This is a genomic window from Nocardia sp. NPDC003269 (assembly GCF_042888005.1).
Classification (GTDB): domain Bacteria; phylum Actinomycetota; class Actinomycetes; order Mycobacteriales; family Mycobacteriaceae; genus Nocardia.
The window spans coordinates 938,819-952,773 of sequence record NZ_JBIAPA010000003.1 but is presented as its reverse complement, the minus strand read 5'-3'; the positions used below and the strand labels follow the sequence as shown (position 1 = coordinate 952,773).

Here is a 13,955-nt window from a genome sequence, read left to right as displayed (position 1 = left end):
GCACGCACATCACAGAAGACAGGCCAGAAATGAACCATGCCGATACCTGGGACGAGACCCTCGACGATCTCGAGCGGCGCCGCACCCGTGTGCTCGAGATGGGTGGCCCCGAGCGCGTCGCCAAACATCGCGGCCGGGGCAAACTCGACGCACGGGCCCGGATCGAGTACCTGCTCGACCCGGGCACCTTCCAGGAATTCGGCACCCTGGTCGGCGGCGCGGTCGCCGCCGACGCGATCGTGGCAGGCTCGGGGCTGATCAACGGCGTCCCGGTGATGGTCGGCGCCGAGGACTTCACCACTCTCGCGGGCACCATCGCCCCCGGCAGCAACGCCAAGCGGTACCGGCTGGCCGAACTCGCGGTGCGCGACCGGGTACCGCTGGTGATGCTGCTGGAAGGCGCGGGATTCCGGCCCACCGGCGACCACTACGGCCGCACTCCGACCGACCTGCTGGCCCAGGCCCAGTGTTCGGGCAAGGTGCCGGTGGTCACCGCGGTCCTCGGCCCCTCGGCAGGCCACGGCGCGCTGATCGCGCCCGTGGCCGACTTCGCGATCATGAGCAAGCAGGGCGCGATCTTCACCGCGGGACCGCCGGTGGTGAAGATGTCGACCGGTGAGGACGTCTCGAAGGAGGATCTGGGCGGCCCGGACGTCGCGATTCCCAGCGGGGTCGTCCACAACGTCGGCGAGACCGACGAGGACGTCCTCGACGAGATCCGCCGCTACCTGTCGTATTTCCCGCCGAGCGCGTGGTCCTACCCGCCGGTCTACCTGGCCGACGCGTCGACGGAACCCCGTGCGACACCGGAACTCCTCGGCATCGTCTCCCGGGACAACCGCAACTCCTACGACATGCGGGCCGTGCTCGACGTGGTGTTCGACGACACCGACTGGTTCGAGGTCCAGCCCGGCCACGGCACCGCCGTCATCTGCGCACTGGCGCACCTGGGCGGCCATCCGGTCGCCGTGGTCGCCAATCAGCCGCAGGTGCTGGCCGGGTCGATCGATGCCGACGCCGCGGACAAGGCGGCGCATTTCATCATGGTCGCCGATTCCTTCCATCTGCCGATCATCTTCCTCGCCGACAACCCCGGCATGCTGCCCGGCAGCGAGTCCGAACGGGAAGGCGTGCTGCGCAGCGGCGCGAGGATGTTCGTCGCGCAGACCGCGGCGACCACGCTGAAACTGCACGTGACGTTGCGCAAAGCTTACGGATTCGGCTCCATGGTGATGTCGCTGATCGGATTCGACGGCCAGGCGGGCACTTTCGCCTATCCCGGCGCGACGATGGGAGCGATGAGCGCGGCCGCGCTGAGCAACGCCTCGCACGCGGAGGAGGAGCTCGCCGCCGAACTGCGCGAGATGGAGTTGACGGCGTCGTATCACTCGGCCGAGCACATGGGCTTCGACGAGCTCATCCGGCCGGAGGAGACGCGCAACACCTTGCTGCGGTCGCTGCAACGTGGCATCTACGCCCGGCAGGCGGCGGCGCAGCCGGTCGGGCGCACGGTCATCCTGCCCTGAACCGGGTGACGACGAAGGGGTCGGGCGGCTGCCCGACCCCTTCGTCGATGGTTCAGCGATCGGACTCGGTGAACCGGATGATGCCGCGCAGTCCGGGGGTGCGGTGGATCTCCCCGTACGCCTCGTTGATCTGGTCGAGCCGGTACTCCTTGGTGCCCGCCGCGTCGAGGTCCAGGTCGCCGAGTTTGTGCAGCGCGAGCACCTCGAGGATGTCCTCGTGCGGGTTGCCGCCGCCGAACAGGGTGGCCTGGATGTTCTTCTGCAGCAGGGCGCGCATCGACAACGTGAGGGCGGCCTCGCCGGCCATGGTGGGACCCATGGCGGTGAGGACACAGGTACCCGTTCGCGCGGTCAGGTTCAGCCACGCCTCCAGATCGTGGCCGTCGCGGCGGCTCATCGACGCGATCACCTTGTGGCACATGCGTCCCGCGGTCGCGTCGGCGATCGCCGTGGTGGCGGTCGCGAGATCCGGGAAAACCGCGGTGGCGCCGAGCTTCTCGGCCTGCGCGCGTTTCCAGGCGGCCGGATCGACGACGAACACCCGGCCCGCACCCGACAGCACCGCGCCTTGCAGCGTGGACGCTCCCGCCCCCGCCAAGCCGACGATGGCGACATCGTCACCGGGCTGGATCCGTGCGGTGTGCACGGCCGATCCGTAGCCGGTGGTGATACCGCAGCCGACGAGACAGGCGATCTCGAACGGGATCGAGGGGTCGATCTTGACCACCGAGGCACGATGCACGACGGCATAGGGCGCGAACGCGCCCACCAGGGCCATCGGATAGACATCGCGACCACCGGCGGTGACCCGGAAACTGCCGTCGGCGACGGCGGCACCGCCGAGCAAGCCCGCGCCGAGGTCGCACAGATTGCACAGTCCGGCCCGGCACGGCGGGCAGACGCCGCAGGAGGGCACGAACGACATCGCCACGTGATCACCCACCCGCAGATCATCGACGCCCTCGCCGATCTCGACGACGACGCCCGCGCCTTCGTGGCCGCCCAGGACGGGGAACCCGGCCAGGTCGAGGTCTCCGGTCGCCAGATGGTGGTCGGCGTCGCACAATCCGGCCGTCTCCATCCGGATCTTGACCTCACCGGCCCGCGGGTCGCCGATCTCGATGTCCTCGATCGACCACGCCTCGTGCCGGTCGCGGATCAGTGCGCCTTTGGTTTTCATCGGACCTTCTTCGTCGAGTCGGGCGGGGGTGTGGGGTCGGCCGGGTCAGCGGCCCTGGAAGTCCGGGGCGCGGCGCTGCCGGAACGCGGCCAGACCTTCCTTGAAATCTGCGGTACGGCAAGCGAGTTCGAGTGCGTAGAGCTCGTTGTCCATGGCCTCGGTGAGCCCGGTGCCGAGGTTGCGGTGGACGGCCTGCTTGGCCAGGCCCAGCGCGACCGTCGGCGCGTTCGCCAGCCGGTCGAGCAACTCGGCGGTGACGGTGTCGAGGTCGGCCGGTGCGGCGGTGGCGTGGATCAGGCCCCAGTCCGCGGCCTCGGCGGCGGATACCTTCTCCCCGAGCAGCAGCATGCGTTTCGCCCGGGCGAGCCCGACGAGCCGGGGCAGCAGCCAGGTGGCGCCCGAATCGGGGCTGAACCCGCGCGGCAGGAAGGGTTCCCAGAACACCGCGTCGGTGTCGGCGAGGGTGAAGTCGGCGGCGAGGGCCAGATTGCACCCGAGCCCGGCCGCCCATCCCCGCACGGTGCACACCACGGGCAGGTGGCAGGCGTGGAGGAGTTCGATCACCCGGTGGGCGGTGTGGGGGATGCGGCGGACCAGATCGCCGGCAGGTGGCCTCCGTCCGGCGTCGTTGGTCGAGACCCAGTCGACACCGGCGCAGAAGTGCTCGCCCGCTCCGGCGAGGTGGACGACGCGTAGCTGCTCGTCGGTGGCGGCGTCGCTCAGCGCCGCGGTCAAGGTGTCGATCATGCCGGGGGACAGGGCATTACGCCGGGTGCGTCGACGCAGCGTCAGGCGCAGTACCGGCCCGTCGCGGGTGACCTCGACCCAGCCCGTGGTGTCCTCGTCTTCGCCTGCCACCGGCGTACCGCCTTCCGATCCTCGACGTCACAAATACTGTCGCCGATACTGTAAACAATACCGTTCCTGCTGGAGAGTGTTCGGCATTGCGGCCGAATTCCTTGCTTTCATCCATACTGTTACGTATACAGTAGTCATATCTATTCGAGCTGCGGTACGTCGTGCGGCCACCGGGACGCGGTGGATCGACACCGGTGGCCACATGTCGAAGCGACCCCGCGACACGAGAGGATGTTGATGACCGCGCTCAGCTGTTCGGCGATCGACGTCGGCAACCAGTACTACGAGCCGCTCGCCGCCCTCACCTTCGACGGGCGATCGCCCGGAGCTGCGCCGGACGGCACCGCCGTGTCGGGTGACGCAGCCAGTGGAGTACCGCGGTGAGCGAGTGGACGATCAGCGCGGTCTTCGACGAGATCGCCGCGGCGGTACCCGACCGCACGGCCACGGTCTGCGGCGAACGACGCCGTAGCTTCGGCGACACGGCGCTGCGTACCCGCCGATTCGCGAACTTCCTCGCGGGCCGGGGATTCGGCGCGCACACCGAACGGACCGAGCTCGACCGGTGGGAATGCGGTCAGGACCGTATCGCACTCGTCTTGCGCAACGACCAGTACCTCGACGTGATGCTGGGCTGCCTGAAAGCCCGTGTGGTGCCGGTCAATATCAACCACCACTACACCGTCCACGAGATCCGCGACCTGCTGGCCTACCTGCGGCCCCGCGGCATCGTCTATCACCGCTCCTTCGGGCCCGTCGTCGCCGAGGCGATGCCCGACGGGGTGGACCTGCTGATCTCGGTCGAGGACGGCAGCCGGGTCCCGGAGATCGCCGGCGCGACCGGATACGAGAACGCGGTGACCGTCGGCCGCCCGGAACCGGTGATCGAGACCTCGCCCGACGACCTGGTCATGCTGTGCACCGGCGGTACCACCGGCAGGCCGAAGGGTGTGCTCTGGCGACAGGGCGACATGTACGTCTCGTCCATGAACGGCGCCGATCACGACTCACCGGACGGACTGCGGGAACTGGCGCGGATGACCGGGCACGTGTGGTTCGCGGTGTCACCGCTGTCGCACGCGGCCGGCATCTGGACCTCGTTCGCGGGCCTGCTGGCCGGGCAGACCGTGGTGCTCTACGACGATCGCGAGCGCTTCGACGCCGCGAACGCCCTGCGGATCGCCGAGGCCGAGCGGGCCGCGCTCATGACCATCGTCGGCGACGCCTACGCCGGGCCGCTGGTCCGCGCGTTGCGCGCCGGCGACTACGACCTGTCGGCGCTGCTGGCGATCGGCACCGGCGGCGCGGCGACGAACCCGGTGCACCGGCACGACCTGCTCGAGCTGCTGCCCCACGCCTACATCGTCGAAGGCTACGGATCCTCCGAAACCGGGGGAATGGGCTTCGGACGTAGCACCCGTGGCAACGAGGTCGACACCTTCGCCCCGATGCCCGGCGGCACCGCGGTGTCGCGCGACCGCACCCGTTTCCTGACGCCGGGGGAGACCGAGGTCGGCTGGGCGGCCCGGACCGGCCGGGTGCCGCTGGGCTACTTCCAGGACCGCGAGGCCACCGAACGCACGTTTCCCGAGATCGCCGGCGTGCGCACCGCGGTGCCCGGCGACCGGGCCACCGTCGACGCCGACGGAACCCTGCGACTGCTCGGGCGCGACGCCCTGGTCGTGAACACCGGTGGCGAGAAGGTGTTCGTCGAAGAGGTCGAGGAGGTCCTGCGCGCCCACCCGGACATCCACGACGCGCTGGTCGTCGGACGACCCAGTGCTACCTGGGGAAACGAAGTGGTCGCGCTGGCGTGCACGGACACCCCGGGCGACGACATCGCGGCGGCGTTGCGCGCGCTGTGCCGCTCGCGCCTGGCCGGATTCAAAGTCCCCAAAGCGGTGATCTTCGTCGAGGAGATCCGGCGGCTCGGCAACGGAAAGCCGGACTACCGGTGGGCCATGCAGCGGGCGGTCGAGGAAACCGCGGAAGGAATCGGAGCATGAGCGAACGCAAGGTCAACGACTGCCTGGTCAATGTGCACTTCGGCGAACGGGCTCAACCGCCCTGGATGCTCAAGGTTCGCGACGACTACTTCAAGGGCGGCAGCTCGATGTACGCCCCGGTCGACCTCGACGCCCTGCTCGGGGAGATGGACGAACAAGGCGTCGAGAAGGCGGTGCTGATGTACTCGATGGTCAAGCCGTCGACGACCGCGCTGAAATTCGTCGAACAGCGACCGGACCGGTTCTCCCTGGCGGTCAACGGGGTCGACCTGCTGCACCCGGTTCCGTCGCTACGGGAACTGTCGGCACTCGTGCGCGATCTGCCCGTCAGCTATACGACCACCGGCGCCAGCTTCTGGGGCGACGGCCGATATCCGCCCACCGACGCCGTGTACTACCCGCTCTACTACAAATGCGCGGAGATGGGTCTGCCGCTGTGCATGAACACCGGCCTGCCCGGCCCGCCGATCCCTGGTGAAGTGCAGAACCCGATCTATCTCGATCGCGTCTGCTACCAGTTTCCGGAATTGCGGCTGTGCATGATCCACGGCGCCGATCCCTGGTGGGACACTGCCATCCGGCTGCTCATCAAGTACGAGAATCTGCGCTTGATGACCTCGGCGTGGTCACCGAAACGCCTGCCGGACAGCCTGATCCACTTCATGCGGACCCGGGGCAAGAACAAGGTGATCTTCGGCTCGGACTGGCCGGTCCTGGCCATGCGCCGGGTGGTGCCCGAGGCGCTGGCGCTGGATCTGCCCGAGGACGTGGTGGACAACTACCTCTACAACAACGCCGAGGAATTCTTCTTCGGCGACCGGCCCGTCATCAGCTGACGCCGGCGAAATCAGGAGCAAACCACAATGGACCGTTACGAATTGCGCAGGCAGGACTATTCCCTGTCGGCCGACCAGACCGAACTCCAAGCCGTCTACGCGAAGTTCTTCCGCTCGCGGAGTCCGATCGACACCGTCCGGGCCGCCGAGGAAACCGGCTTCGACAAGGACCTGTGGGAACAGCTGTGCGCCACCGGCGCCACCACGATGGCACTGCCCGAAGCCGCCGGTGGGGACGGTGCGACGCTGGTCGACCTGTCGCTGGTCGCCGAGGAACTCGGCCGTGCGCTCGCTCCGGTGCCCTGGACCGACCACGTCTGCGCCGCCCGGTTGCTCGCCCGCCTCGGCGCGCTGACCGGCGCGGCAGGGAGCGCCGTCGTCGAGGGGGAGCGCCTGGTCGCGCTCGACACCCGCGTCGACTCCGCGACCGGCAGGCGACTCGTCGGAGCCGCCGCCGTGGCCGACCGGATCATCGTGCGCGATGGCGAGGAGATCGTCGAGCTCGGCTTCGACACCCGCCCGGCGCCGGTCGCCAATATCGGCAAACTGCCGATGGCGTGGGTGGATCCCGCCGCGGCCGACCACCGGACCGTGCTGGCCACGGGGACAGCGGCCCTGGCCGAATACGATCGCGCGCTGGACGAATGGCGGGTACTCACCGCGGCCGCCCTGGTCGGGCTCGTCGAGGAGACCCTGCGGATCGCCGCGGAGTTCGCGACCACCCGCTACACGATGGGCGTGCCGATCTCGACCCTGCAGGGTATCTCGCACCCGCTGGCCGATATCGCGATCACCGTCCACGCCGCCCGCAACCTGAGCCGGCGCGCGGCCTGGTTCCTGGAACACGAACCCACCGTGCAGCCGGGTCTGCCCGCCGCGGCCTTCGTCTACATCGCCGAAGCGGCGCCGAAAGCGGCGACCACGGCGACCCACGTCCAGGGCGGTCTCGGCGTGTCCGAGGAATCGGCGGCCGCGTCCTACCTCCTCCGGGCCAGGGGCTGGCCGTTGGCCGCCGGTGACCTCGGAGCCAGCGCGGTGCAGGTCGCCGAACTCTTCGCCGCGGCGACCGCCTAGAAACGGAGTACGAACATGGATTTCTCACGCGTCGAACTGTCCAGCGAGGATCAGGAATTCCTCGCCGGGGCACGGGAATTCCTCGCCACCCACGTCACCGACGAGGTGCGGCGCCGGGACCGCGAGACCGGCGACAACTTCGACGAGGGCGTCCATCTGGCCCTGGGTGCGGCCGGCTGGCTGAGCGCCGAACTCGCCGACGAGAGCGACGGGGGACTCGGCCGGCTGCGCAGGCGCCTGTGGGATCTGGAGAAGCGGCGGGTGCACATCCCCTGGGTCACCTGGGGCACCACCGCCATCGTGGCGACCTCGGTGCGCTCGCACGGTTCGGCGGAACTGCAGGCCGAAGTGCTGCCGGGGCTCGAGCGCGGCGAGATCCGGCTGTGCCTGGGCTATACCGAACCCGAAGGCGGATCCGATGTCGCGATGTGCAAGACCAGGGCGGTGCGCGACGGCGACCAGTGGGTGATCAACGGCTCGAAGATGTTCACCACCGGCGCGCACAACTGCCAGTACGTCTTCCTCATCACCAACACCGACCCCGAGGCGCGGAAACACAAGAGCCTCACCATGTTCCTGGTGCCGCTGGACAGTCCGGGCATCGAGATCCAGGGCATCAAGACGGTCGACGGCGACCGCACGAACATCGTGTACTACAGCGATGTCCGGGTCGACGACAGGTACCGCCTCGGCGCGGTCAACGAGGGCTGGTCGGTCCTGATGGGTCCGCTCAGCACCGAACACGGCGTGGTCGACGCCGAAGCCGACGGATTGCAGGACGTGTCGATCCTCGTGCACCAGGGCACCATGATGGCGACCTCCGTCGACCGGGTCACCGCGATCGCGGCGGCGCCGGGGCCCGGCGGGCAGCGGCTGCTCGACGACCGCTCGGTGGCGCTGCGGCTGGGCCGCAGCATCGCCCGGATGGAAGCGGCCCTGTCCGCGCCGCACATGTTCGGCCGGGTGGCCATCGCCCAGACCATGCGCGACATCTCCCCGGACCTGATGGACATTCTCGGGCCCGCCGCCGCGCTGCCGATCGACACCGAGGGCGCGGCCGACGACGGCGGCATGGAGTACATCTTCCGGTGGGCGCCGCTGTGCGGCATCTACGGCGGCACCCTCGAGGTGTTCCGCAACATGATCGCCCAGCACATCCTCGGACTCGGCAGGCCCACCTACGCACCGCTCGCCACGCCGAAAGCCACGGCGAGCTGACCGGCTCGGAGGGAGTACCCGTGGCCGAGGACACCCAGCGGCTGCCACCGCCGACGACGCCGGAGACCGAATTCTATTGGGCCTCCGGTGCCGACGGAGTGCTGCGCTTCCGGCAGTGCCGGTCGTGCGCCGCGCTCGTGCATCCACCGCGGCCGGTGTGCCGGTACTGCCGGGGTGAGGACTTCGACATCCAGGCGGTCTCCGGGTACGCCACGCTGATCGGATTCACCGTCAACCACCGGTTCGCGGTGCCCGGTCTGCCCGCACCCTACGTCGTCGCCCAGGTCGCGATCGCCGAGGACGACCGGGTTCGGCTGACCACCAACGTAATCGGCGCCGACCCGGACGATCTCGTCCTGGGACAGCGGATGATCGTGGAATTCCAGCAGGCGGGCCGGAGCTGGCTGCCACTGTTCCGGCCTGCGGATCCAGCGGCGGCGGAACCACTGTCGGCGCTGCCGACGGATCCGGTGGAACCGGCACGGCTGCGCGAGCGGATTCGCGGCCCGGTGACCACGGCCAAGTTCGAGGACCGGGTCGCGATCACCGGCATCGGCCGGTCCAGGATCGGCCGTCGGCTCCTGGCCGACCCGATGTCGCTGACGGTGCAGGCGTGCCGGGCGGCGGTGCGGGACGCGGGACTGTCCTTCGACGACATCGACGGCCTGTCGACCTACCCCGGATCCGGCGACTTCGGGCCGTTCGGTGAAGGCGGCGTCACCGCCGTGGAATCGGCCCTCGGCCTGTACCCGACCTGGCACAACGGTGGCGCGGAGACCTTCGGGCCCGGCGGATCGGTGATCGCGGCCATGCTCGCCGTCGCGGCCGGGCTGGCCCGGCACGTCCTGTGCTTCCGCACGGTGTGGGAATCGAGCTACGGCGAACTCGTGCGCACCGGGCGGATCACCCCGTCGGGCGGCATCACCGATCCCTGGCTGGTGCCCTTCGGTGCCGTGTCGGCCGCGCACCTGCTGGCGCAGACCGCGCAACGCCACTTCCACCGCTACGGCACCGACCGGGAGACCCTGGGCTGGATCGCGCTCAACCAGCGCGCCAACGCGGCGCTGGACCCGAGCGCGATCTACCGGGATCCGCTGACGATGGACGACTACCTGTCCGCGCGCACGATCACCACCCCGTTCGGTCTCTACGACTGCGACGTCCCCTGCGACGGCGCCGTGGCCGTGGTCGTCTCCGCGCGCGAAACCGCGGCCGATCTGGCCCAGCCCGCCGTCCTGGTGGAAGCGGTCGGAACGCAGATCGCCGAACGCCTGGAATGGGATCAGAGCACCCTCACCCACGAACCGCAGGTGCTCGGCCAGGCCGCCCACCTGTGGTCCCGCACCGACCTGCGCCCCGACGACGTGGATGTCGCCCAGCTGTACGACGGCTTCACCTTCAACTGCCTGTCCTGGATCGAAGCCCTCGGCTTCTGCGGCATCGGCGAGGCGAAGGACTTCCTGGCCGGCGGCGTCAACATCGCCCGCGGCGGCGTTCTGCCGCTCAACACCCACGGCGGTCAGCTCTCGCACGGGCGCACCCACGGTATGGGCCTGATCCACGAAGCGGTCACCCAGTTGCGCGGGCAGGCGGGACAGAGACAGATACCGGACGCCCGCGTAGCGGTCGTCAGCAGCGGGGGACTGACCCCCAGCGGAGTGATGTTGTTGCGGAGGGACGCATGAGTAACGAGAACGGTCCGGCCACCACCGGTCCGGTGACCACCCGCACCGTCGACGTGGCAGGCACGAGGTTCTCGGCGCTGTGCGCCGAGGTCGCCGACCCACGCGCGGTGGTGGTCGCCCTGCACGGCGGCGCCACCACCGCACAGTACTTCGACCTGCCGGACCGGCCGTGGTTGTCGCTGCTCCGGCTCGGCGCGCGGCTGGGATTCACCGTGCTGGCGCTCGACCGCCCCGGCTACGGCGAATCCGCGCCGTGGGATCGCTCTTTCGACCCACCCCAGCAGCGGGTCGACGCCACCTTCGCCGCGATCGACGCGCTGCTCGGCACCGGTCCGCGCGGCGCGGGCGTGTTCGTGGTCGGCCACTCGGCCGGCTGCGATCTGGCGGCCCGGATGGCCGCCGACCCCCGCGGGCACGACCTGCTCGGCCTCGAGCTGGCAGGCACCGGCGTGCACAAGCAAACCGCCGCGATCCGGGTCATCGAGGAAATCCACCGCACCCGGCGCCCCGGCGGCATCCGGGACCTGCTGTGGAGCCCGCCGGACGGCTACCCACCCGAGGTGTTCGGCGGCCGGTCCCTGTCCTCGGCCACCCCGGCGTACGAAACCGTCGTCGTGCGGGAGTGGCCGACGGACTTCCCGGTGCTCGCCGAGCAGGTGCGGATCCCGGTGCGGCTGACCAACGCCGAGCACGAACGGGTGTGGCGCACCGATCCCGGCGCGGTCCGCGAGCTGGCCGCGATGTTCACCGCGGCGCCCCGGGTCGTGAACCACGAACAGGCCGGATGTGGCCACAACATGAGCGTCGGCTTCGGCGCCGCGGGCTATCACCTCGGCCTGCTGGCCTTCGTCGAGGAATGCGCGGTGCGAGCCGGAGACCTGGTGACGAATTCGACGAAGAGGAACGACTGATGCAGAGAATGATCGCCCCCGAGATATCCACCTGGCCGGAGCCGGACTTCCAGCTGATCGCCGGATCGTGCGGCGATTGCGGCGCCGCGGTGTTCCCGGTCCAGGACCTGTGCCCGCGCTGTAGCAAGCCCGCGATCGAGCCGATCACGTTGCCGCGCACGGGCACCCTCGTCGCCTGGACCACACAGGGATTCCTGCCCGGCGCACCGTATCTCGGCGACGAGACCGCGGATACCTTCGTGCCGTTCGGCGTCGGGCTGGTCCAGCTGGGCGACATCATCCGGATCGAGGGGCGGCTGACCGAGAACGATCCGGCGACTTTGACATTCGGGATGAGTGTCGTGCTGACCAGCATCCCGCTCGGTACCGACGCCGAAGGCAACGAGGTATTCACCTTCGCCTTCCAGCCCGCCTGACGGACAGGAACTTCTGAGATGACCAACGAGGTCGCGATCATCGGTGTGGGCATGCACCCGTTCGGTCGCTTTCCCGGCAAGACCGCCATGCAGATGGGGACCGACGCGATCCGCGCCGCCCTGGCCGATGCCGGCCTGGAGTGGCGGGACATCCAATTCGCCGTCGGCGGCAGCTGGGAGGTCGCCAACCCCGATGCCATCGTGTCGCTGATGGGCCTGACCGGGATCCCGTTCACCAACGTGTTCAACGCGTGCGCCACCTCGGCGTCGGCCACCGAGGCCTGTGCGGACGCCATCCGGCTCGGCAAATACGACATCGGCATCGCGATCGGCATGGACAAGCATCCACGCGGTGCGTTCACCGTCGACCCCACCCTGGTGGGGATGCCGAAATGGTACGGCGAGAACGGTCAGTACCTGACCACACAGTTCTTCGGGATGAAAGCCAACCGCTACCTGCACGACCACGGCATCTCGGTGGACACCCTCGCGAAGGTGGCCGCCAAGAACTACCGCAACGGCGTGCTCAATCCGAATGCCTTCCGCCGCAAGCCGGTCGCCGAGGCCGATATCCTCGCCGCGCCCATGCTGAACTATCCACTGACCCACTACATGTTCTGTGCGCCGGACGAGGGCGCCGCCGCGGTGATCATGTGCCGCGCCGATATCGCGCACCGGTTCACCAATACGCCGATCTACGTCCGGGCGGTGGAGGTACGCACCCGCACTTACGGTGCCTACGAGGTGAATACCACCTACGCGCCCGTGCAGGAGGTCGCGTCGCCGTCGGTGTTCGCCGCCCGCGCGGCCTTCGAGAGCGCGGGGATCGCCCCGGCCGACATCGACGTGGTCCAGTTGCAGGACACCGACGCGGGCGCGGAGGTCATCCACATGGCCGAGGCGGGCTTCTGCGCCGACGGCGAGCAGGAACGGCTGATCGCCGAAGGGGCGACCGAGATCTCCGGGACACTGCCGGTGAACACCGACGGGGGGCTCATCGCGAACGGAGAACCGATCGGCGCTTCGGGCATGCGCCAATTGCACGAGCTGGTGCTGCAACTGCGCGGCACCGCCGGTGAGCGCCAGGTCGCCGGCGGCCCGAAGGCCGGATTCGCCCTGCTCTACGGTGCGCCCGGCACCGCGGGCGCGACCATCGTGACGACCTGATCGGGGCAGGCTATGCGATCACGTGAATGTCCGAGTACCCCATCCGGCACAGGAGGTGCCCAGTGAAAGTCCCGTTCACCTGGAAAGTCACCGGCTGGTTCATGGTCGGTTGGTCCGCAGAATTCCCGCAGGGGGAAACCAAGCCGCTGCACTACTTCGGTGAGGATCTCGTCGCCTACCGGGACGAGGCCGGGGAACTGCACATCCTCACCGGGCACTGCAAACATCTGGGCGCGCACCTCGGCCACGGCGGCAAGGTGGTCGGCGACTGTGTCGAGTGCCCGTTCCACGGCTGGCGGTGGGGCCCCGACGGCAGGAACCGGCACATCCCCGGCGAAGACCGGGTCAACCGCGGCCTGCGGCTGCAGGTGTATCCGGTGAACGAACAGAACGGGTGTGTCTTCCTGTGGCATCACCCCGAAGGCAACCCGCCGTCGTGGGAGATGCCCGACATCCTGCGCATGTTCCCGGAACTGGGCTCCGATCCCGTCGACTACTACCGGCCGTACCCGGAGTTCTCGAGCAAGACCGAACGCGAGCCGGTGCATCCGCAGGTCGTACTCGAAAACGGTCCGGACAGTCTGCATTTCGAGTACGTCCACGGTGCGACCGTCACTCCGAAGATGCTCGACTACAGCGCCGTCGATCACACCTGGTCGTTCTTGACCGGCTGGCCCGACGCGCGCAGCGACGACCCGGACAAGATGGCGCTGAAGATCCACGCGCAGATGTTCGGTCTCGGTGGTTCGATCAGCGCGTTCGAGGGCTCGTCCAGGCATCGGCTGATCTTCGCCACCACCCCGGTCGACGACGAATCCTCGGACCTGTTCTATTCGATCTGGTGGCCGCGCAACCCCGGTGACGAATCCGATGTTCCGCCACCGGAAGTCCGGGCGCGGGTGGAGAAACAGTTCCTGGTCACGGTCTGGGAGGACCTGAGCATCTGGCGGTACCAGAAATACGTGGAGCACCCGCCGCTCTCACCCAAGGACGCCAAACCGTATCTGTCCCTGCGCAAGTGGGCGAAACAGTTCTACGATGTCCCGCCGGTGGACGCGCCGGTGGCACCATGATCACG

13 protein-coding genes are annotated in these 13,955 nt (G+C 69.0%); 11 read left to right on the top strand and 2 right to left on the bottom strand.

What is annotated here, in order from left to right; translation table 11 throughout:
• The first annotated feature begins 29 nt into the window (after positions 1–29).
• Positions 30–1,526: a carboxyl transferase domain-containing protein gene (locus ACFYWJ_RS24375; RefSeq protein ID WP_355278316.1), complete on the top strand. Its 1,497-nt coding sequence runs from the start codon at positions 30–32 to the stop codon at positions 1,524–1,526.
• A 52-nt stretch (positions 1,527–1,578) separates the two neighbouring features.
• Here the strand turns inward: ACFYWJ_RS24375 and ACFYWJ_RS24370 are convergent, their stop codons facing one another.
• Together ACFYWJ_RS24370 and ACFYWJ_RS24365 are read right to left on the bottom strand one after the other, a co-directional pair.
• Positions 1,579–2,706, bottom strand: a complete 1,128-nt coding sequence (locus ACFYWJ_RS24370; RefSeq protein ID WP_355278314.1) for an NDMA-dependent alcohol dehydrogenase — start codon at positions 2,704–2,706, stop codon at positions 1,579–1,581.
• Between the two features lie 45 nt (positions 2,707–2,751).
• Positions 2,752–3,564, bottom strand: coding sequence for an enoyl-CoA hydratase-related protein (locus tag ACFYWJ_RS24365; protein WP_355278312.1), 813 nt, complete (start codon positions 3,562–3,564; stop codon positions 2,752–2,754).
• Between the two features lie 237 nt (positions 3,565–3,801).
• Here ACFYWJ_RS24365 and ACFYWJ_RS24360 point away from each other — a divergent pair, with 237 nt between their 5' ends.
• The 10 genes from ACFYWJ_RS24360 (at position 3,802) to ACFYWJ_RS24315 (ending at position 13,950) form a co-directional block, all read left to right on the top strand.
• Positions 3,802–3,948 (top strand): hypothetical protein, encoded by a 147-nt coding sequence (locus tag ACFYWJ_RS24360; protein WP_355278310.1) that lies wholly within the window; start codon positions 3,802–3,804, stop codon positions 3,946–3,948.
• A complete protein-coding gene (locus ACFYWJ_RS24355) occupies positions 3,945–5,570 on the top strand; it encodes an AMP-binding protein (RefSeq protein WP_355278307.1) in 1,626 nt (541 codons plus the stop codon). The genes ACFYWJ_RS24360 and ACFYWJ_RS24355 overlap by 4 nt, the downstream gene beginning before the upstream one ends.
• Complete coding sequence (locus ACFYWJ_RS24350) at positions 5,567–6,406, top strand: amidohydrolase family protein (protein ID WP_355278306.1); 840 nt, start codon at positions 5,567–5,569, stop codon at positions 6,404–6,406. Before ACFYWJ_RS24355 ends, ACFYWJ_RS24350 begins: the two co-directional genes overlap by 4 nt.
• A gap of 27 nt (positions 6,407–6,433) precedes the next feature.
• Complete coding sequence (locus ACFYWJ_RS24345; RefSeq protein WP_355278303.1) at positions 6,434–7,480, top strand: acyl-CoA dehydrogenase; 1,047 nt, start codon at positions 6,434–6,436, stop codon at positions 7,478–7,480.
• 15 nt (positions 7,481–7,495) lie between these two features.
• Positions 7,496–8,698: an acyl-CoA dehydrogenase family protein gene (locus tag ACFYWJ_RS24340; protein ID WP_355278301.1), complete on the top strand. Its 1,203-nt coding sequence runs from the start codon at positions 7,496–7,498 to the stop codon at positions 8,696–8,698.
• A 20-nt stretch (positions 8,699–8,718) separates the two neighbouring features.
• Positions 8,719–10,383 carry an OB-fold domain-containing protein gene (locus ACFYWJ_RS24335; protein WP_355278299.1) on the top strand — a complete coding sequence of 555 codons (1,665 nt, stop codon included), beginning with the start codon at positions 8,719–8,721 and terminating at the stop codon, positions 10,381–10,383.
• The gene (locus ACFYWJ_RS24330) at positions 10,380–11,294 is read left to right on the top strand and encodes an alpha/beta fold hydrolase (RefSeq protein WP_355278298.1); all 915 of its coding nucleotides are present in this window, start codon (positions 10,380–10,382) and stop codon (positions 11,292–11,294) included. The genes ACFYWJ_RS24335 and ACFYWJ_RS24330 overlap by 4 nt, the downstream gene beginning before the upstream one ends.
• A complete protein-coding gene (locus tag ACFYWJ_RS24325) occupies positions 11,294–11,710 on the top strand; it encodes an OB-fold domain-containing protein (protein WP_355278295.1) in 417 nt (138 codons plus the stop codon). Before ACFYWJ_RS24330 ends, ACFYWJ_RS24325 begins: the two co-directional genes overlap by 1 nt.
• Before the next feature lie 18 nt (positions 11,711–11,728).
• Positions 11,729–12,877, top strand: coding sequence for a thiolase family protein (locus ACFYWJ_RS24320; RefSeq protein WP_355278293.1), 1,149 nt, complete (start codon positions 11,729–11,731; stop codon positions 12,875–12,877).
• A gap of 62 nt (positions 12,878–12,939) precedes the next feature.
• Positions 12,940–13,950, top strand: a complete 1,011-nt coding sequence (locus ACFYWJ_RS24315; protein WP_355278290.1) for a Rieske 2Fe-2S domain-containing protein — start codon at positions 12,940–12,942, stop codon at positions 13,948–13,950.
• Positions 13,951–13,955 lie beyond the last annotated feature (5 nt).